The organism is Paraburkholderia phymatum (genome assembly GCF_038900715.1).
Taxonomy (GTDB): Bacteria; Pseudomonadota; Gammaproteobacteria; order Burkholderiales; family Burkholderiaceae; genus Paraburkholderia; species Paraburkholderia phymatum_A.
On record NZ_JAYMRZ010000007.1, the window covers coordinates 276835 to 295770 of the forward strand.

Here is an 18936-nt window from a genome sequence, read left to right on the forward strand (position 1 = left end):
AACGGACATGGAGACGAATAACACCTTTGCGCTGCTCGACTCGACGCGAGCGTTTCTCGCGAAGCCGAAGAAGATGCTGATCGGCGGCGAGTGGACGGATGCCTCGTCGGGCCGCGCGATCGACGTCGTGAATCCCGCCGACGGCAGCGTGCTCACGCGCGTGCCCGAAGCGAACGAACACGACGTGCAACAGGCCGTCGCCGCCGCGCGCCGCGCGTTCGACGCGGGCCCGTGGCGCGCGATGAAGACCACCGACCGCGAACGTCTGCTGCTCAAGCTCGCCGATCTCGTCGAAGCGAATGCGCGCGAGCTCGCCGAAATCGAATCGCTCGACAACGGCAAGTCCGTGATGGTCGCGCAGGGGCTCGATGTGTCGATGGCCGCGCAGTGCTTCCGCTACATGGCGGGCTGGGCGACGAAGATCGAGGGCAGCGTGATGGATGCGGGCCTGCCGTACATGCCGAACAGCGAAGTGTTCGCGTACACGCGCAAGGAGCCCGTCGGCGTGGTCGGCGCGATCATTCCGTGGAATTTCCCGCTGCTGATGGCCGCGTGGAAACTCGCCCCCGCGCTCGCAACGGGCTGCACCGTCGTGCTCAAGCCCGCCGAGGACACGCCGCTCACCGCACTGCGCCTCGGCGAACTGATCGTCGAAGCAGGTTATCCGCACGGCGTCGTCAATATCGTCACAGGCTACGGCCACACGGCGGGCGCTGCGCTGTCGCGCGATCCGCGTATCGACAAGATCGCGTTCACGGGCTCGACGCAGACGGGCAAGCTGATCGGCCATGCGGCGCTCGACAACATGACGCGCATGTCGCTCGAACTGGGCGGCAAGTCGCCTGTGATCGTGCTGCCCGATGTCGATATCGACAAGGCCGCGCAAGGCGTCGCGAATGCGATCTTCTTCAACCAGGGCCAGGTGTGCACGGCGGGCTCACGCGTCTATATCCACAGCAAGGTATTCGACAAGGTGATCGACGGCGTCGCGCAGATCGCGAAGAGCCTGAAGATCGGCGCGGGCATGGACCCGTCGACGCAGATCGGCCCGCTCGTGTCCGCGAAGCAGCGCGAGCGCGTATGCGGCTATCTCGACTCGGGCTTCGCGGAGGGCGCGCGCGCCGTTGCGGGCGGCAACGCGCTCGACAGGCCGGGCTTCTTCGTCGAGCCGACCGTGATGGTCGATACGAATCACACGATGCGCGTCGTGCGCGAAGAGATCTTCGGGCCGGTGCTGGTCGCGATGCCCTTCGACGATATCGACACGGCCGTGCAACTCGCCAACGACACGCCGTATGGTCTCGGCGCGAGCATCTGGTCGAACGATCTCCCGGCGATCCACAAGCTCATTCCGCGCATTGCGGCGGGCACCGTGTGGGTCAACTGCCACTCGCTGCTCGACAACGCGATGCCGTTCGGCGGCATGAAGCAATCGGGCTTTGGACGCGAACTGGGCCGCGCCGTCATCGATCAGTACACGGAAAGCAAGTCGGTGATGATCAATTACGCATAGAGCGTCGCGTCACGCGATTGCAAGGACAAGACAAGGAAAAAGGGGAAGACAGATGAAGCATCCGACGACGCCGCGCACGATCGCGGCGGCGGTGGCGGCGCTCGCCGCGTCGATGGCTGCGCACGGCATCGCGCATGCCGAAAGCAGCATCACGTTATACGGCGACGTCGACGCCGGCATCACGTACACGAACAACCAGCAGGTCACGCATGCGGACGGCAGTGTCGGCGGCGGCCACAACTTTCAGTTCACGGGCGGCAATCTCGCGCCGTCGCGTTTCGGCCTGACGGGCAGCGAGGACATCGGCGGCGGCACGGCCGTGACGTTCAAGCTCGAAAACAGCTTCTTCACGGGAAGCGGCAACTTCGTGCAAGCGGGCGCGCTCTTCAACCAGAACGCGTGGGTCGGCCTGACCAACGAGCGCTATGGCACGCTGACCTTCGGCCGACAGTTCGACTCGTACACGAACGCGCTCGCGCCATACGCGTCGAGCATCACGTGGGCGACCTTGTACGGCTCGCACATCGGCGACGTCGACAACCTGAATGCCGCGCTCAATCTGAACAACGCGGTGCAATACGTGAGCCCGACCTTCGCGGGCTTCTCCGTGAGCGGCACGTATTCGCTGGGCGGCGTTGCGGGCGACTTCTCGCAGAAGCGCGGCTGGGCCGTTTCCGCGAGCTACAACAACGCGCCGTTCTCGTTCGGCATCGGCTACCTCGATTTGAACAATCCGCTCGATGCGGCGCTCGGCGGCGAGCAGGGTTATATCGGCGACTTCGCGTGCGCGAATCCGACGGCGATGTACTGCGAGTTGCAGAACGCGCATGCTTTGAAGGCCTTCGGCGCGGGCGGCTCGTACACGATCGGGCCGGCGACGATCGGCCTCGTCTATACGCATACGACGCTCGACGACAGCCTGTATTTCGCCAGCGCCACGCGTCCACAAGGCGCGGATGCGCGATTCGATATCGTCGAGGTGAACGGGACGTATGCGCTGTCACCGGCGCTGACGCTCGGCGCGGCGTACATCTACAACTCGATGAAAACCGATGTGAGCGGCTCGCCGAAATTCCATCAGGTGAATCTCGGCGCGACGTACAGTTTGTCGAAGCGCACGACGCTTTACGCGGTGGGGATTTTCCAGAAGGCGGCGGGAAGCGGGATCGGCACGGACCCTGTGACGGGGCAGGCTGCGAACTATGCGGAGATTCCCAATCTGCCGAATTCATCGACCGACAAGCAGGTGTCGGTCACGGTGGGGTTGAAGCATAGCTTTTGAATTTCACTGAGCTTCTTGTCTGCGACGGCGTGTTGTGTCGGTGTGCCACGCGCGCCGATGGCATCCGCGACTACGCCTCGCAGGTGCCGGCATTGCATCTGCGTTTGCACGCCGCGCTCCAGCGTGATCTGCAATGCGATCTGCCGCCGCCTCGTCGAGAAGAAGCATCGACGTCAATCCATTCGACTCAGTTGTACTGGCTCACTATGGTGACGCGCGGAGCTTCGACAGCGGACTTCACGCCCACGGACGTCAGCAACAGCGTGCCGCCCTTACGTCCGACGTGATATTCGCCGCTCCGGTCTTGCGCGGTCTTGTGGCCGGAGCCGTCGGCAAACACGGACGTCACGTAACCCGAAGCATCGGACCCTGTACGCGTCGCTGAACTTCTGACCGCCTCGATCGAGATCCTGGCGCTCGGCGTGCTGCTGGCGAGAACGGCGAACGTCACGCTCATTGCCGATGCGTCGGCGCCGGATCGTGCTGCGGAATGAACGACCCGCGGCAGTTCCGCCGCTTCGGCACTCGCGGCCATCACCTCGAAGGGCGGCTCGACCACCGCGCCGATAAACGAAATGGCCCCGCCCTCTGCCGCCGAAACCATCACGGATGTGCAAAGCGCTGTGGCCGTGACCAGCGCTCTGACAATCACCCGCCAGTTCATTGGATTGCTTTTCCCTCTCGCCACCATCACGGCCTCCTCTCGAATAAGCCCTACGAAATAGTAGGACGATCGTATGCCTCAGGGCATCTTTCGAGAGTCGACGGCGATCAAATGACTGGCCTTCGGATGGTGGCGAACGGCCGCACCCTTCGACAAACATCCTCATCTGGCAATTTTAGAAATTCTTCGATCCGGCTCGCCAATTTTAATAATTGTTCTATAGAGGCTGAGTCTGCGCGTCGCTACGATGCCGCAACTCCTCAGGCAATGCACGGCCATTCCGCTGGCAAGCACCAAGGAGCGTGGAATCCGGGCAGCGTTCTCGTGTCGAGGGCGGCTTTGGTTCATCAATATTTTTCGACTCACACGACACTCACTATGAAAATCAAGCTCTTCACAGCTCTGATCGTTGCCGCTGGCGCCATGGGTTCGCAGTTTGCGCACGCCGCTCCGGACGGGACGATCACGTTCAACGGCGCAATCACGTCCACCACCTGCCTGATCAATGGTGGCACGGCGCCCCAGAACTTCACCGTGACGATGCCGACGGTTTCGACGACCACCCTGGCGTCGGTCGACCAGACCTCGGGCCGCACCGGCTTTCGCATCGCACTGAGCAACTGTACGGGCACGGGCAACGTGCATACGTTCTTTGAAGCCAGCCCGACGGTCGACCTCGGCACGGGCCGCCTGATCAATGCCGGCACAGCCGCCAACGTGCAGGTCGAACTGCTGAACCAGGACGCGAGCGTCATCACGGTCGGTGCATCGGACGGTATCGGCGCGGGCCTGCAGAACTCCAAGTCGGTTCCCATCGTGAGCGGTGCTGCCAACCTGGACTACTACTCGCAGTACCACGCCACGGTGGGTGCCGCCGGCGCTGGCTCGGTGTCCGCGACCGTGACCTACGACATCTCGTATAACTAATCGACTCTGCGGGGTGACGCCCTGATCGAAAGGCGTCCCCCTGCATTTCATTTTTGGATGCTGCAATGAACGCCAGGGAAACAATCCAATCCGTGCTCGCTGCCGGGATGCTTGCACTGGGACTCATCGGGTCCCCTGGTGCGCATGCGTCCGTGGTGGTCGGTGCAACACGCGTCATCTTCAACTCGCAGGACAGCGAAGCCACAGTCAAGATGACCAACGAGGGCAAACTGCCCGCACTGGTCCAGTCGTGGGTGGACAAAGGCAACGCGAAAGAGACGCCGTCTTCCATCGAAGTGCCTTTCACGATCATGCCTCCCGCCGCGCGCATCGATCCCGCCAAAGCGCAGACCCTGCGAATTATCTACACGGGCGAGCCGTTGCCGCAGGACAAGGAATCGGTGTTCTGGCTCAACGTACTCGAAGTGCCGCCCAAGCCGACGGGCGAGCTGGCCGATGTCAACAAGCTGCAACTGGCTTTCCGTACGCGTATCAAGCTCTTCTACCGTCCGTCCGGTCTCAAGGGCGTGGCGACCGATGCGCCGGCACAGCTTTCCTGGCGCATCACGCAATCGGCGAAGACACCGGCTATCGAGGCACGCAACCCGACGCCCTACTACGTTTCCTTTGCCAGCCTGGAAGTCAGCGCAGGCGGCAAGACCCTGAAGAACGACGACGGCGGCATGGTCGCCGCGGGCGAAACCGCAGTGTTTCCTCTGACGGGCGAAGGCGTTCCTGCGGCTGGCGCGAAGGTTCACTACCGCGCGATCAATGACTGGGGCGGCCCGATCGACGGCGAGGCACCGTTATCCGCAGCCAACTAGGGGCAGCCAGGACGGGCACGTCGTAACCGGCTGCTGACCTTCACCTCACTCCGAACGGCTCTTTGATGCAGCTGCGACAGCTGCAGGGCGGGCTGTTGTCTAAAGATCCTGAGTCGACTGCATGCATTCGTATCGAAGTACCTGCCCGATCCCGTCGCGACTCAGTCCGGTCAGTGCGGTGGCGCTTTCTTTGTTCTCCAGCGTCGGTGCATGGGCAGCCCAGCCGGCACCCGCCGATACGACGATCGCTTCGGTCGAATTCAACGATCCGTTCCTGCATGAACAAGGCGGCACGCGGCTCGACGTCTCGCGCTTCAATCAGGGCAATGCGGCGGCACCGGGCATCTACCGGGTGGATCTGTACGTCAACGAGGTCTGGACGGGGCGCTCGCAGGCCGTGCTGCGCCAGGTCGGAGGCGGCGACGTACAGCCTTGCTTTGACCGCGCGATGCTGGAGCACATCGGCGTGGACGTGGGCAAGCTGTCGCCGGCGGCCACTGCACTTCTCGCGGACAATGCGGGCAGCGCATGCGCGCCGCTACCCAAGCTGATTCCCGACGCCACCGCCGTGTTCGACAACGGCGAGCAGCGTCTCGACATCAGCGTGCCGCAGATCGCGATGAACCGCGCAGCGCGTGGCTATGTCGATCCGCGCTATTGGGACGACGGGGTGCCCGCCGCGCGCGTGCAGTACAACGCCAACGCCTATCACTCGGACAGCGCGGGCGTGTCCTATACGCAGGCCTATGTGGGGCTGAATGCCGGCGTGAACATCGGCCCATGGCGCATTCACCACGACGGCAGCCTCGTCTACAGCGACCATGCGGGCACGCAGTACCAGGCCCTGCAGACGAACGTGCAGCGCTCGATAGCGCCGCTCAAGAGTCAGCTCGTCATCGGCGATGCGTTTACCGACGGCTCGATGTTCGACAGCTTCGGCTTTCGCGGCGTGCAACTGGCCAGCGACGACCGGATGTACCCGGAGTCGCAGCGCGGCTATGCACCGACCGTTCATGGCATTGCCAACAGCAATGCGCGCGTGCAGATCCGGCAGAACGGCAACATCATCTACGAAACGACGGTGTCGCCGGGTGCGTTCGAGATCAACGATCTCTATCCGACTGGCTATGGCGGCGACCTTGAAGTGATCGTGACGGAGGCCGACGGCAGCCAGCGGATCTCACGCGTTCCGTATGCGCCGATGGTCAGTGCGCTGCGCCCGGGAACGACACGCTTCAACGTGACCGTTGGTCAGTACCGCAGCCCCTCGGTGCATATCGCTCCGGGCGTTTTTCAGGCGACGGTCCAGCACGGTTTCAACAACCTGCTCACGGGCTATGGCGGCGTATTGCTGGCGCAGAACTACGCTTCCGCGCTGATGGGCGTTGCATTGAACACGACCTACGGCGCGTTCGGGCTCGACATCACGCATTCCACGACGGGCCTTGCCAACGAACCCGGCCGCAACGGGCAGAGCATCCGCGTTTCGTACAGCAAGCTCGTCGCGCCTACCCATACCAATCTGACGCTTGCGGCCTACCGCTACTCGACGCGCGGCTTCCTTGGCCTGTCCGACGCAATGGCGCTGAACGATCTCGATCGGCAAGGCATGGCCTTCGCGATGGGCGGGACCGTGCGCGGACGTTTGCAGCTGATGGTCAATCAGGTTCTGCCTGCCGGCTATGGCAGCTTCTACCTGTCGGGGTCCACGCAGGACTACTGGAACCGCAATGGCCGCGATACCCAGTTCCAGGCCGGCTACAGCAACAGCTACCGGAACATCAACTTCGGCATTTCGGCGTCGCGCCAGCTCAACATCAACAGCGCGAAGTGGGACAACCGCGTGATGCTCACGCTCGGCATCCCGCTGGGCAAATCACCGTACGCGCCTTACGCCAGTACCAGCCTGACGAAGGATTCGTCGGGCGTCGTGAATATGCAGGAATCCGTATCGGGTTCGCTCGGCACGGACAACGCGTTGTCGTATTCCGCGAGCGCAGGCTACAGCGGCGGCGGCGGGATGGGCAGCAATACCAGCGCGGGCCTGGGCGCCAGCTACATTTCCCAGGCCGCTACGTTCACCGGCAATGTCAGCAAGGGCAGCAACTACAGCCAGGTGGGCGCGGGCATGTCGGGCGGCGGCGTCGCGTACCCGGGCGGCGTTGCCTTCATGGCGAGCATGGGCGACACCCTGGCCGTCGTCGAAGCGAAGGACGCGGCGGGTGCACGCGTGCTCAACGGCAACGGCCTGCGCGTCGACCGCTGGGGCCATGCCGTGGTGTCCAATCTCACGCCGTTCTCGCGCAACGAGATCGAAATCGATCCGAAGGGGCTGCCCCTCGATGTCGAATTCAAGTCGACGATACAGAACGTCGCGCCGACAGCGGGCGCTGTGGTCAAGGTGAAGTTCGAGACCGACAATCCGGGCCGCGCCGCGCTGCTTCAGATCAGGATGCCTGACGGCAAGCCGCTGCCGTTCGGCGCGGAGGTAATGGACCCGACGGGTCAAATGGTCGGGACAGTGGCGCAGGCCGGCCGCATCGTCGTGCGCGGTCTGAAGAGCGACAGCGGGACGCTGACGGCGAAGTGGGGAACGGGTGCGAACGAGACCTGCACGCTGGGCTATGCGCTGCCGAAACTCGCCGACGCGAAGAGCCGGCTTATCGTGCGCGTGCCCGCCGAATGCAGGTTCGAGCAGATGGCGAAGGCCGCGTTTTGACGCCGCCTCTTATATGACACCATGGATGCAAAGGTCATGAGATTCAACGTATCGATCGACATTCAACGTTCACGAGAACCCCTGCACTGGTTGCGGTGGCTGCGGATAGTCGCGTTCGTCTGGCTGGGTGCGCTGGCTCACGGTGAGGCATCGGCACAGTACATTTCGAGCTGCGCCGGGCCGAACCCCAGCACCTTCGTCATCACGCTGCCTACCGATACCTACCCGGTGCCGCGGGACAACTCCGCTACAGGCGTCCGGATTGGACCGTGGACGCAGTTCTACACGGCAGGCACAGGCACAAACGTATGGACGTGCGATACCTTAAGCGTGGTCGATTCGCCAACCCACTACTGGGGCGTTTCGTTCATTTCACTGCTGGGCCAGCCCGTCGGCACCTATAAGGAAGGCGGCGTCACGTATCCCGTGTTCAAGACGAATGTGGCCGGAATCGGCATCGTCATGGGCAGTTCAGGCTACGAGTCATGGGCAAGCGTAGGGGGCAATTCCGGCTGGACGAACGAACTTTCCGGGAGAACTTATGGCTATCCGGTTGACGCGAGCTGGTCTCTCGGCGGTGCGATCGGGAGCAAATTGTATACCGCCGATAACGTAACCTGGCATACCTACGCGCAATCGGGGATGCCCTTCGGCATGAAGATGGATTTCGCGTTCGTCAAGATCGGACCCGTCACGGGCGGCACAATCAACCTGCCGGGCGTCGTCGCGCAGGCGGGCGTGTCCGTCACCGCCGCGCCGGCTCCGTTTACCAACTACGTCTCCCCGCCCCAGAATCTCGCCGACGTAACGCTGGTCGGCGGCCCGACCTTCGCACCCGTGGCTTGCGCGACGCCCGACGTCACGGTGCCGATGGGCACGCACGCCAACACCGAATTCTCCGGCGTCGGGCCGATCTCGACTGCACCGGCGTCGTTCAACATCAGCCTGAACAACTGCCCTGCCGGCATCAACAGCATCAAGTACGAGATCGATGCCGTGACCACGATCGTCGACGCCAGTCAGTCGGTCATGGCGCTCGATAGCGCCTCGACCGCGCGTGGCGTCGGCGTTCAGCTGCTCGACGCCAATGGCAATGCGCTGCCTATCGGCACGCAGCAGACGCTGCCCGGATACGACCCGGCCGGCGGCAACTACACGATTCCCCTGAAGGCGCGGTACTACCAGACTACGGCGCCCGTACTCGCGGGCTCGGCGAATACGGTGATGACCTTCACGATGAACTATCAGTAGAGGCCTGGTTGCTCGCGATCATCTGCTAAACGCGGACCGATCGCGCGCACATGCCCGCACCTTGAATTGCACACTTGAAGAGGATTAGCGATGAAAACCCAAACCTGTGTTCTGATGCTCGCCGCCGTCGCGGCCCTGGCGTCTGCCCCTGTGTTCGCCGGCGGCCCAATCACGATTGTGCCAGCAGCGAACGCCAGGGCCGCTTTTCCAGCGGGGCCCGTCGGGCGAGGCGTATCTGGTGCCAATGCTGGCACACTCAGCGGAGGTACGGCCGGGCCCGCCAGAGCACCCATCCCTGCATCTGTAGCTGCCGGCCAGCCGGCACCGCGTAGCAAGTCTTCGTCGAATGGTCCTTCGATCTAACCGGCGAAAACCTCGTCGGATGCAACTGCGTGACAGTCCCAGGACGGACGCAAACTGATACATCCGACAGACACCACGGCAAGCAGGTATTGCCCTTCGGCATGGGTAGCAACGTACACAACGCTACCTACCGCATCAACTCATCAAAGCTCGCCAGCAACCGCTCGATATCGGGCGCATGAATCGCCCCCATCGTCGAGATGCGGAACAGTTCCTTCGACAAGCCGCCCTGCCCCGCATAGATCACGAAGCCACGCGCCTTCAACGCATCGTGCAGCTGCTCATACGCGATGCCCTTCGGCAGACGATACGCGCGCAGCACCACGGAACTCGCCTGCGCCGGCAGCACGCTGTCGATCCCGCGCGCAGCAAGCCCCGCGCGCGCCTGCTCGGCGAGCGCCGCATAACGCGCATGACGTGCCTGCCAGCCGCCTTCGTCGTCGAGTTCGCGCAGCGCTTCGACGAGCGCGTAATACGCATGCACGGACGGCGTGAACGGCGTATTGCGCTGATCCTGCAAGCTCGCGAGACGCGCAAGCCCGAGGTAATACGTGCGGCTCGCGACACTCGCCAACGCATCGCGCCGCACGATCACGAATGCCGCGCCCGGCACGCCGTGCAGGCACTTGTTCGCCGTCGCCGCGACGGCTGCGATCGAACCTTGCGCGAAGTCGATCTCTTCCGCGCCGAAGCTGCTCACGCCATCGACGAGCATCTTCACGTTGCGCGCGCGGCAAACCTCGGCGAGCGCCTTCAGGTCGTTCAAACGGCCCGTCGTCGTCTCGTGATGAATCACGGCGACATGCGTGATCGACGTGTCGGCGTCGAGCGCAGCCGCGATGCGTGAGAGATCAGGCGCCTGCATCCATTCGTGCTTCACGATGCTGTGCGCGATGCGGTACTGCGTCGCGATCTGCGTGATGCGCTCGCCGTACACGCCATTCTCGACGATCAGCAGCTTGCCGTCTTCCGGCACGAGCGCCGCGATCATGCTCTCGACGGCCGCCGTGCCCGAGCCCGTCATCAGCACGGCGCTCCATTGCTCGGGGTCGAGATCGTATAGCTTCACGAGACGCGCGCGCGCTTCGTCCTGCAAATCGAAGAACTCGCTCTCGCGATGGCACAGGTCCGTTTGCAGCAGGCTGTTGCGCACACGCTCGGTCAGCGTGACAGGGCCTGGGTTCATCAGCAGCATCAGCGTGCTCCTTCGTTCGAGCCGGAAGTGGCAATGTGGCGCATCAGGCGCGTCTTCGCATCGGGTGGCGTGATGGTCGGGCGCGGCAAGCCATCGGGCGTGCCGCGGCGAATCGCGACGCGCACGAAGCGCGGTCCGTCGAGTTGCGGCGACGCGAACAGTTCGTCGATCAGGCTCACGTCATCGCCTTCGACAGCCGATGCATAGCCGCACGCCGCCGCGACGCCCGCGAACGACACTTCTGGCGACACCGTCGACTGGCCGCCCGTCGAATCGTGTGCGCCGTTGTCGAGCAGAATGTGCGTGAGGTTCGCGGGACCGTATGCGCCGAGCGTCGCAAACACACCCATGCGCATCAGCGCGGCGCCGTCGCCATCGAGCGCGATGACATGCAGATCGGGACGCGCGAGCGCAAGACCCAATGCGAACGGCGTGAGGCAGCCCATCGAGCCGACCATGTACAACTGGTTCGGCCGGTCGTCGATGGCGTAGAGTTCGCGGCCGCAGAAACCCGTCGATGCGAGCACGACGGTCGAATCCAAAGGCGTGTGCGCGATCACGCGTTGCAGCGCCTCGTTGCGCGTCGGCAGCGCATCGGATGAGACGCCTCGCGACACGTCGCGCGACGCACGCTTTTCGCGCTTCGACGCGCGGCCCGCGTCCTTCAGCTCATACGGCGCGACGCTGCCCTTCTGCATCACGAGCGCGTACGGACGGCCCGTCGCATCCATATGTGCGATCGCGCGATCGAGCGCGGGGCCGATCGCGTCCGCTTCCGTCGGGAACGTCTCCCACGGAATCTCCATCGTGTCGAGCATCGCCGGCGTGATGGGACCCATCAGTTGATGCTGCGGCTCGTCGGGTACGCCCGGCTGGCCGCGCCACGTGACGATCAGCAGTTGCGGCAGACGGAACGTCCACGTCAGCGACGTCAGCGGACTCACAGCGTTGCCGAGGCCCGAGTTCTGCATCATCGTGACGCCTCGGCGGCCATTCCTTGCGCCGAGCGTGACGCCCGCGATGAGCGCGACGGCATCGCCCTCGTTCGCCGCCGACACGTAGTGCAGCTTCGGGTCTTGCAACACGTAGTTGATGAACGGCGTGAGGTACGAGCACGGCACGCCCGCATACCAGTCGAAGCCGCGCTCGCGCGCCGCTTCGACGAACTGTGCAGCTTCGATCATTGCGCCGCGCCTCCCGCTGCGTCGCCCTGTGCGAGCGGCGTCTGCTCGTGTGCGAAGTCGCCCGCGCGACGGAAGTCTTCGAGATCGTTCACGCCGCGCCAGTGGCCATGCACGTACTGCACTTCGATTTCTTCGCCGGCTTCGATCAGCGAGTTCAGCAGCGCGGGCATGTCAAGCGAATCGAAATCGGCGCGCGCGCGCAGCGTGTTCATCACCGCCTGCAAGCGCTCGCGTCCTTCGCCGCGCACGTTCAGCAAACCGATCCAGCGGCCATGCGGCGCTTCGCCCTTCACGTCGGCTTCGTTGTTCGACACGCGGCGCAGCAGCACCTTGTTGCCGAACAGGCCGCGATCGTCGGAGGACGAGCACCACGCGAAATCGCGCACGCTCTGGTTCGCCGCGCCCGCTTCCGCAACCGTCGACGAATCGACGACCACGCTGAACGGCGCTTCGCTTTCGACCAGATCGCGCACGATGTAGCTGCGGAACAGCAGGTCGCCGTACGAGATCACGGTGTCGTTGTTCAAGCCGTCGATAGCGCATGCGAGCGACGTCAGCTCGCCCGTCCCTTCATGGCGCTCGTTGACGACGAGCTTGATGCCCGCCGTGTCGATCGCATCGGCGCGATAGCCGCCGACCACGGTGATGTCGTTGACGCCCTGCTTCTTGAACGCATCGACGAGCCAGCGCAACAGCGGCTTGCCCGCGATGGGCAGCATGACTTTCGGACGGTCCGTCGTCACCGCTTCGAGGCCCTTGCCGCGGCTCGCGGCGAGCACGATGGCCGAGCCCGATGCGCGCGATGCCGACAGATAGCGCTCTTCGGCTTCCGAGTACTCGTCGGCGTCCTGCAAACGGAAAATCTCGTTGACGGTCGCGATGCGGTCTTCGACGTTCACGAGCGTCTGGCTCTCGTAGATCTCCTTCACGACGGCCTGCATCGCCGACGTGGCCGCGCGTATCTGATGGTTCGCCCAGATCACCGTGCTGATGCCCGCCTTGCGGAACACTTCCGTCGGCGTGCTGTAGTACTTGGTCGGCACGATGACGAGCGGGCCGCGCCCTGCCCACTCGCGCGCGAACTCGAGAATTTCGTCGGGACGCGAGAGCTTGCTGTGAATCAAGATCGCGTCGGCGCCCGCCTGGCGATACGCTTCCGCGCGCTTCAACGCTTCGTCCATGCTCCAGCCCGCGATCAGCGCTTCGACGCGCGCGACGATCGAGAAATGCTCGTCCGTCTGCGAATCCTTGCCCGCCTTGATCTTGCCGCAGAACTCGTCGATGTCGGCGAGCGGCTGCGCTTCGCCCTTGATGAAGCTGTTCGTCTTCGGAAACTGCTTGTCCTCGATGCACACACCCGCGATGCCGCGCTGCTCCAGCTTGCGCACGAGGCGGCGCACGTTGTTGAAGTTGCCGTAGCCGGTGTCGCCGTCGAGCAGGATGGGCAGGTCGCTTGCGTCGGCCATGAATTCGAGCGTATCGACGACTTGCGTCCAGCTCGCTTCATTGTTGTCGCGCACGCCGTATTGCGCGGAGATCGCAAGGCCCGAGCCCCAGATGCCCTTGAAGCCGGCTTCGCGTGCGATGCGCGCGGAGATGCCGTTGTGGGCTTCCATCAGGAATTCGAGTTCGTTGCTTGTCAGCATCTGGCGCAGGCGCGCGGTGCGCGACAGCGTGGTGACGAAAGAGAGTTCGCGTGCGTTCATCGTGTAACTCCAATGTCGAACTGAGTTGGCGCTTTAGCTGTCGGCTGGATTTAGTGCTTGAGCTGTCGGCTGGAGCGAGTGCTTCACTTGCACTTACTCCAGCGCCATGCAAAGCGGTCGACCCGCGTTAGCGCGCTTCGGCGCTTGCCCGGGTCCCATCCAAAGCCGGCCGCCGAAGTTGAGGCAGCACTTCCTGGCTTGCGCGCGCAACGTCGTCGGGAAAGTCGATTTCGATCCAGGGCAGGCCGGTGACGTCGGCTGTATCGAATGCGTGAGTGCGTTCGAGCAGCAGGTCGCGCACGGCTTCTTCGTGCGGCATGTTTGCGCGTCCGCTGTCGATATAGCCCGCGACGATCTGCGCGAACCGCTCGGCCGCCGCTTGCGTGAAGCGGAAAAAGCCGACCGATTCGCCGATCGTGTCGTACTCGAGGCCGACGGCCAGCTGCTTGCGCAACTCGACGGGCACGCCGTGTTTCAAACACAGCTTCACGGGCTCGTCGCCTGCTTCGTAATCGCGGTCGATCAGCAGGCGGTTCGCGTGATCGCCGGCGACGAGCGCGGCCAGCATGCGCTCGTCGTAAAGGACATCTGCGTCCATCAGCAGCACATCGCCGCCGCGCGTCAGCGCATCGGCGACCGTGTGTACGGTCAGCACGCTGCCGAGATCGAAACGCGGATTGAGCCTGATCTCGGGCACCTTGCGGCCCGCCTGCTTCAATTCCGCTTCGACGCGTTCCGGCTGAAAACCGAGCGCGAGCACGACTTCATCGACACCGGCCGCCTCGAGCATCGACAGATGCCGTTCGAGCAGCGTGACGCCATCGAATCGCAACAGACATTTTGGAAACTGCTCCCCCGGGGGTTGCTGGAGTCGCAGGCCGAGGCCCGCGGCAAGAATGATCGCTCGCATTCGGGTTCCAGGGAAAAGGGTGAATGGTCTTTTGGCTTTTTTATTCGGCGCTCAAAGTGGCCTTAACGCGTGTACGCATGCGCATTCTGAATCGCCAAAAATGGCGACTATATCGGAACTGAGAACGAATTGCAGAGCAACTGACCCGCTTTTGGCAATTGATGGAATAAGAGTGAAAAATGTGGAGGTTTTTATCGGCGATGGCTTTGCAGCAGTCGCTTTAAGGAATTGGCACGCGCATTGCTGGGCAAAGCATAATGGTGGCCCAGGGACGCACAACTCGTCAGGAGGGACGCGATGATCCGTCGACCGGACAGAATGGCCATTGCCGGCTTTGTCGTGATGGTCGTTCTGGTCGTGGTGGCGCTTGCATTGCCGATGGACAGCGACAGGCTCGCTGCCTATCGGGCGGTGTATGGCAACGACGAGACCTCGCGCAGTGCAAGTTCATCGAGTGTGGCGGACGAATCCGCGCGTCGCCCCGAGCAATTTGCGGCCACCTCCGATGGCACATCCGATGCCGACATCGCATTCATCCTCCAGTCCATACGCGCGAGTCTGCACCGCAACGATCTGACGTCCGCGAAGGTGTTGCTCAATGCCGTGCTCTCCGTTCGCAAGGGTCTGCCTGAAGCATTGGAGTTGCAGAAGGAACTCAATGTGCGTGAGGCGAGAGAAGCGAAGGCGATGGCATCCGTCGTTGCTACGGGCGCAGTCAGCGAAGGCGCGCACGACGCTTCGCCGAGTCCCGTTGACCAGAAATCAGACAGCGAAGGCGCGCACGACGCTTCGCCGAGTCCCGTTGACCAGAAATCAGACCGTGCAATGGAGCCGCCTGCTCAACCGTCGGCGCTCGTGCGCACATCGAGTGAATCGGGTGACGGGCCGGAACACAGCACGCGGCGCGAGCGGCCTGCGTCGGCCGACAAGACTTCCGTAAAAACGCGGCACGCCGGACAGACTTCGCGCCATCATTCGACCGCGCATGTCTCCAGTGGACGGCCCAAGACGCGCGCGGAAGTCGTCAACGAACTGAAGCGCGCCCGCGCGAACGGATCGATGCCTCGCTTCGGCAATCCTTCCCGGTATGGATCGGCGAGCTCGACGTATCACGCCACACGATGACGTGAGCACGCGCCTGTCATGCTTGCGCGCAGCACAAGTCGTCGACGGCACACGCGAGAATCATCCGGTTGTGATCGGACGTGAGATAGCCCTGCTCGGTCCGCGGCCGAAAGATCCTGTCGCCATATCGGATCTGTCTGCCCGTCAACAGACATACCGATTCGGTGCGCGCGCGTCCGAGCCGCCAGGTCTGTTCCGAGTAACGGCCCATTCTCGCGTCGCTCCAGCAAACGCTCACGGTTTCCGATGACAGCCGCTCGACAACCGAAATGCGCGTCGGCCGAGGCTCCGCGTCGACGTCAGGCGTGCCCTCTTCCCGCAAGCGGCGTTTCTTCAAACGGAACCGTTGCTTCTTCCGGCGCGCAGTGCCCGTCGCCGACTCCGATGCGTGCGCAACGGGTGTCAGGATGTCCAGCAACGCGCGTCGCCCGATGTCGTCTTCCGCGAGAGTGCCCATCACATTCCTCCGCTACGAAGCGTTTCGCTATCCGGCAGTCATCAATTGCTCTGAATCGTCAGGTTGTTCCTGACCTCCGTGACGCCCGGAACACCCTTTGCGGCGCTAGCCGCCCTGTCCACTGCGGCACGGTTGGGCACCGTTCCCGTCAGCGTGACGACGCCCGCGTCGGCGTGAACCCTGATGCCGATGCTGGTCAGATGCTTCGTCTTGCCGAGCGCGTGATGCACGTTCTTTTCCAGTTGGCGGTCGTCCACTTTCGTGGCGGTTTGCGTGCTGTCGGCGGATGCCGCGGCGCTTGCGCCATTCGGCGCGTTCGCAGTCTGCGCATAGACGCTCGCCGATAGCGTCAGCACGGCGATTGCCCAAGCTCCTGTCATTGCGATCTTTGCGTTCATCGATGTTCTCCATCCGATCCAAAGATAACCGGCGACACGCGCCATCACGGCATGCCGCGCTTCCGATGCACTCACCATCCGTACTTCAGTTCGACGCCCACGTAGTCCGCATTACTGCCGCCCGCATTGCGAATCGAATCGCCGACCTGAAAGTGCACCGCTTCGACGGAACCGATCAGGTTCGACGCCATGGTCCAGTCGGCGCGCACCTGCACATACATGCCCGTCCACCGGCTGCCGTGTCCCGCTGTGCCCGGCACGACGGCATTGGCTTGCTGATACACGGCGTCCGCTGTCGTCTCGCGCCACTGGAAACCGAGCGCGCCGAGCAGCGCGACCTTGCTCGTGGGCTTCAACGTGATCGACGGCTTCACGTGGATCAGGTTCGCATAGCCCGTGTAGCCCGCGAGCGTGAAGTAGTACCCGTTCGGAAACAGCGGATTGAACGTCTCGACGCGTCCGTCGCCGGGATGCCGGTCGCCCGATGCCGCGTCGATCTGCACGCCTACGCGCGGCGTCCACGGAAGGTCCAGCGTATAGCCCGCGAGCGAGCCGACGGCCCACGCGCCGATCGTCTTGTTGCCGACGTGCCCCGACTGATACATCGACTCCACGTCCCAGTCGGCGCGGCCGATCTTGCCCGTGTATCGAAGATCGAAGACGTCGCGATGCTCGTCGCCTGTTGCATCGAGGAAGCGTGCATTCGAGCGGTTGTACTTCGAGTAGTAACCTGAAAGATCACCCGGTCCGACGCCTTGCCGCTCGAAGCGCACGCCGCTGAACGTGAGATGCCGGTTCGACACGTCGTCGAAATCCGTCGCGTCGCGGTATTGCACAGGCTGCGTCAGATAGCCGATGAAGCGCCATTTGCCGTACTCGTAATCCGCCCAGATCGCGTCATACGCCTGCCGCACGTTCGGGCCGTCGCGAACGGAAATGAAGCGCTGCAAGTCGAACGCCATCTCCTGACGGCCGATGCGGAACTTCACGGTGCCGGGTCCCAGCGGGCTGACCCACGCGACGAAGGCCTGCTCGAGGTCGAGCGGATTCTTGTCGACGGGCGACACCGTATCCTTGCCGAACGGCCTCGCATCTTCGAGCTGCGCGAAGAACTGGAGATACGGACCGATACGCGCATCCGCGCTGACCTGCGCGCGCTGGATCACGTAGGTATCCGAATGACCCGTGCCGATGCCGAAGAGCGGCGCATCGTTGACTTCGAGGCGCTCGCGCAGATTCGCGCCGAGCGACAGATACGAATGCGGATCGCCGCCGAGCGGAATGTATTTGAGGCTGTCCAGCGGCTGACGTGGCACGCACTTGTCCGCGAGCACCGACCAGTCCTCCTGCCAGCGGTTGAACAGCACGACGGGCCGCTTCGCGGTGCACGCGGCGGATGCCGTATCGGCGGGTGCCGTATCAGCGGGTGCCGCTTCTTCCGTCGCCCACGCACTGCCGCTCAACGCCAGGCCAGCGACGAAAAAAGCAAGGTACGCAACAGCATTCGTCCCTGCGAACGGCCTGGGCCACACACGCGTCATAGCATCTCCGTGTTGTGAAAAGGGGTGTGGTACTTTTGCCCGCGACATTCATCAGCGCCTCTTCGAAATGCAGTTCGCAGTTGCCGTCGAATCGAACACGACCTGCCGCAACGAGCAGTCCGACCGGACCCGCTTCGACTATTTTCTTGCATCTGTTGCGGTTGTAGCAGCGGTTGAGGATGCGCCGCGTGCGTTGAATGCGAGCCACACGAGCACGACGAACGGCAGCAGCAGCGCCCAGAACCCGACATGCCGATACGCGAGCGCGCCCGCGATCGCGCCCGCAGCGAACGCGAGAATGGCGGGCAGCATCTTGGCCAGACGCGTTCGCGCGACGGCCTGCACATCGGCGGGCGCGCGCGGCGAAAGCACGTCGATCGCGTCGAGCACGGCTTGCGTGACGTTGCCCGTCATCACGGTGTTCGGCACGCCGGGACGCGCGACGAGGCGGCCGTGCGCGTTCTGCACGCCCATCGCCGCCGCGCCGACCATCCCGCAGATGATAACGGGCGTGCTGTCCGAATGAACGACGGGCGAAACGCCGACACCCGCAACGCAAAAGACCAGCATCAGCGCCGCTTGCACCGCATAGAGAAGACACGCGGCGCGATTGGGCGTCGCCGGTTCCATGCTCTTCACGAGCAGGCTGCTGACGACCACGCCCGCAACGAATGCCGGGAACGCCATCAGCTTCATGAACACGCCCTGGCCGAAGCCTGCCGCCTCCGCGCCGATCAGCACGAAGTTCCCCGTGACGTGCGCAGTGAACAGCCCGAAAAGCGCGACGAAGCTAAGCGTATCGACATAGCCTGCGATAGCGGCGAGCACGCTGTCTTCGGATTTCATCGATCCTCTCCCGCCGTTGGGACGACGCCTG

General features: G+C 63.6%; 16 protein-coding genes. 7 read left to right on the forward strand and 9 right to left on the reverse strand.

The genetic code is table 11. From position 1 onward, the window contains the following. Nucleotides 1-7 precede the first annotated feature (7 nt). Nucleotides 8-1513, forward strand: coding sequence for an aldehyde dehydrogenase family protein (locus VSR68_RS15975; RefSeq protein ID WP_342940773.1), 1506 nt, complete (start codon nt 8-10; stop codon nt 1511-1513). Nucleotides 1514-1565: 52 nt separating this feature from the next. After that, nucleotides 1566-2795 carry a porin gene (locus tag VSR68_RS15980; RefSeq protein ID WP_342940774.1) on the forward strand — a complete coding sequence of 410 codons (1230 nt, stop codon included), beginning with the start codon at nt 1566-1568 and terminating at the stop codon, nt 2793-2795. Nucleotides 2796-2982: 187 nt separating this feature from the next. Here VSR68_RS15980 and VSR68_RS15985 read toward each other — a convergent pair whose 3' ends face one another. Then, nucleotides 2983-3486: a hypothetical protein gene (locus VSR68_RS15985; RefSeq protein ID WP_342940775.1), complete on the reverse strand. Its 504-nt coding sequence runs from the start codon at nt 3484-3486 to the stop codon at nt 2983-2985. Between the two features lie 351 nt (nt 3487-3837). On the opposite strand from VSR68_RS15985, the gene VSR68_RS15990 reads away from it, so the two are divergent. The 4 genes from VSR68_RS15990 to VSR68_RS16005 all read left to right on the forward strand — a co-directional run bounded on the left by VSR68_RS15990 (nt 3838) and on the right by VSR68_RS16005 (nt 9180). Continuing rightward, nucleotides 3838-4386, forward strand: a complete 549-nt coding sequence (locus tag VSR68_RS15990; protein ID WP_342940776.1) for a fimbrial protein — start codon at nt 3838-3840, stop codon at nt 4384-4386. Nucleotides 4387-4451: 65 nt separating this feature from the next. Continuing rightward, entirely contained in the window at nt 4452-5210 is a 759-nt protein-coding gene (locus VSR68_RS15995; RefSeq protein ID WP_342940777.1) for a fimbria/pilus periplasmic chaperone, read from the forward strand. 121 nt (nt 5211-5331) lie between these two features. After that, the gene (locus VSR68_RS16000; RefSeq protein WP_342940778.1) at nt 5332-7929 is read left to right on the forward strand and encodes a fimbria/pilus outer membrane usher protein; all 2598 of its coding nucleotides are present in this window, start codon (nt 5332-5334) and stop codon (nt 7927-7929) included. A gap of 21 nt (nt 7930-7950) precedes the next feature. Further along, nucleotides 7951-9180, forward strand: a complete 1230-nt coding sequence (locus tag VSR68_RS16005) for a fimbrial protein (RefSeq protein ID WP_342940779.1) — start codon at nt 7951-7953, stop codon at nt 9178-9180. A gap of 490 nt (nt 9181-9670) precedes the next feature. Here VSR68_RS16005 and VSR68_RS16010 read toward each other — a convergent pair whose 3' ends face one another. The 4 genes from VSR68_RS16010 to VSR68_RS16025 all read right to left on the reverse strand — a co-directional run bounded on the left by VSR68_RS16010 (nt 9671) and on the right by VSR68_RS16025 (nt 14538). Then, entirely contained in the window at nt 9671-10738 is a 1068-nt protein-coding gene (locus VSR68_RS16010) for a 2-aminoethylphosphonate aminotransferase (protein WP_342940780.1), read from the reverse strand. Then, nucleotides 10738-11922: a phosphonopyruvate decarboxylase gene (gene aepY / locus VSR68_RS16015; protein ID WP_342940781.1), complete on the reverse strand. Its 1185-nt coding sequence runs from the start codon at nt 11920-11922 to the stop codon at nt 10738-10740. The genes VSR68_RS16010 and aepY overlap by 1 nt, the downstream gene beginning before the upstream one ends. After that, complete coding sequence (aepX, locus tag VSR68_RS16020; protein ID WP_342940782.1) at nt 11919-13628, reverse strand: phosphoenolpyruvate mutase; 1710 nt, start codon at nt 13626-13628, stop codon at nt 11919-11921. Before aepX ends, aepY begins: the two co-directional genes overlap by 4 nt. A gap of 127 nt (nt 13629-13755) precedes the next feature. Continuing rightward, on the reverse strand, nt 13756-14538 hold the full coding sequence (locus VSR68_RS16025) for a phosphocholine cytidylyltransferase family protein (RefSeq protein WP_342940783.1): 783 nt from the start codon (nt 14536-14538) through the stop codon (nt 13756-13758). 297 nt (nt 14539-14835) lie between these two features. Between VSR68_RS16025 and VSR68_RS16030 the strand changes: the two genes are divergently transcribed. Further along, nucleotides 14836-15663 (forward strand): DUF4148 domain-containing protein, encoded by an 828-nt coding sequence (locus VSR68_RS16030; RefSeq protein ID WP_342940784.1) that lies wholly within the window; start codon nt 14836-14838, stop codon nt 15661-15663. 16 nt (nt 15664-15679) lie between these two features. On the opposite strand, the gene VSR68_RS16035 is transcribed toward VSR68_RS16030, so the two are convergent. The 4 genes from VSR68_RS16035 to VSR68_RS16050 all read right to left on the reverse strand — a co-directional run bounded on the left by VSR68_RS16035 (nt 15680) and on the right by VSR68_RS16050 (nt 18905). Continuing rightward, nucleotides 15680-16120: a DUF3331 domain-containing protein gene (locus VSR68_RS16035; protein WP_342940785.1), complete on the reverse strand. Its 441-nt coding sequence runs from the start codon at nt 16118-16120 to the stop codon at nt 15680-15682. 41 nt (nt 16121-16161) lie between these two features. Next, the gene (locus VSR68_RS16040) at nt 16162-16518 is read right to left on the reverse strand and encodes a BON domain-containing protein (RefSeq protein WP_342940786.1); all 357 of its coding nucleotides are present in this window, start codon (nt 16516-16518) and stop codon (nt 16162-16164) included. 71 nt (nt 16519-16589) lie between these two features. Further along, the gene (locus VSR68_RS16045) at nt 16590-18059 is read right to left on the reverse strand and encodes an alginate export family protein (RefSeq protein ID WP_342940787.1); all 1470 of its coding nucleotides are present in this window, start codon (nt 18057-18059) and stop codon (nt 16590-16592) included. Nucleotides 18060-18197: 138 nt separating this feature from the next. Then, on the reverse strand, nt 18198-18905 hold the full coding sequence (locus VSR68_RS16050) for a YoaK family protein (RefSeq protein ID WP_342940788.1): 708 nt from the start codon (nt 18903-18905) through the stop codon (nt 18198-18200). Nucleotides 18906-18936: the final 31 nt, after the last annotated feature.

Excerpts from the sequence above, each read along its gene's own strand:
- VSR68_RS15975 (WP_342940773.1), top strand. The coding sequence starts at position 8 with ATGGAGACGAATAACACCTTTGCGCTGCTCGACTCGACGCGAGCGTTT.
- VSR68_RS15980 (WP_342940774.1), top strand. The coding sequence starts at position 1,566 with ATGAAGCATCCGACGACGCCGCGCACGATCGCGGCGGCGGTGGCGGCG.
- VSR68_RS15985 (WP_342940775.1), bottom strand. The coding sequence starts at position 3,486 with ATGGTGGCGAGAGGGAAAAGCAATCCAATGAACTGGCGGGTGATTGTC.
- VSR68_RS15990 (WP_342940776.1), top strand. The coding sequence starts at position 3,838 with ATGAAAATCAAGCTCTTCACAGCTCTGATCGTTGCCGCTGGCGCCATG.
- VSR68_RS15995 (WP_342940777.1), top strand. The coding sequence starts at position 4,452 with ATGAACGCCAGGGAAACAATCCAATCCGTGCTCGCTGCCGGGATGCTT.
- VSR68_RS16000 (WP_342940778.1), top strand. The coding sequence starts at position 5,332 with ATGCATTCGTATCGAAGTACCTGCCCGATCCCGTCGCGACTCAGTCCG.
- VSR68_RS16005 (WP_342940779.1), top strand. The coding sequence starts at position 7,951 with ATGGATGCAAAGGTCATGAGATTCAACGTATCGATCGACATTCAACGT.
- VSR68_RS16010 (WP_342940780.1), bottom strand. The coding sequence starts at position 10,738 with ATGCTGCTGATGAACCCAGGCCCTGTCACGCTGACCGAGCGTGTGCGC.
- aepY (WP_342940781.1), bottom strand. The coding sequence starts at position 11,922 with ATGATCGAAGCTGCACAGTTCGTCGAAGCGGCGCGCGAGCGCGGCTTC.
- aepX (WP_342940782.1), bottom strand. The coding sequence starts at position 13,628 with ATGAACGCACGCGAACTCTCTTTCGTCACCACGCTGTCGCGCACCGCG.
- VSR68_RS16025 (WP_342940783.1), bottom strand. The coding sequence starts at position 14,538 with ATGCGAGCGATCATTCTTGCCGCGGGCCTCGGCCTGCGACTCCAGCAA.
- VSR68_RS16030 (WP_342940784.1), top strand. The coding sequence starts at position 14,836 with ATGATCCGTCGACCGGACAGAATGGCCATTGCCGGCTTTGTCGTGATG.
- VSR68_RS16035 (WP_342940785.1), bottom strand. The coding sequence starts at position 16,120 with ATGGGCACTCTCGCGGAAGACGACATCGGGCGACGCGCGTTGCTGGAC.
- VSR68_RS16040 (WP_342940786.1), bottom strand. The coding sequence starts at position 16,518 with ATGAACGCAAAGATCGCAATGACAGGAGCTTGGGCAATCGCCGTGCTG.
- VSR68_RS16045 (WP_342940787.1), bottom strand. The coding sequence starts at position 18,059 with ATGACGCGTGTGTGGCCCAGGCCGTTCGCAGGGACGAATGCTGTTGCG.
- VSR68_RS16050 (WP_342940788.1), bottom strand. The coding sequence starts at position 18,905 with ATGAAATCCGAAGACAGCGTGCTCGCCGCTATCGCAGGCTATGTCGAT.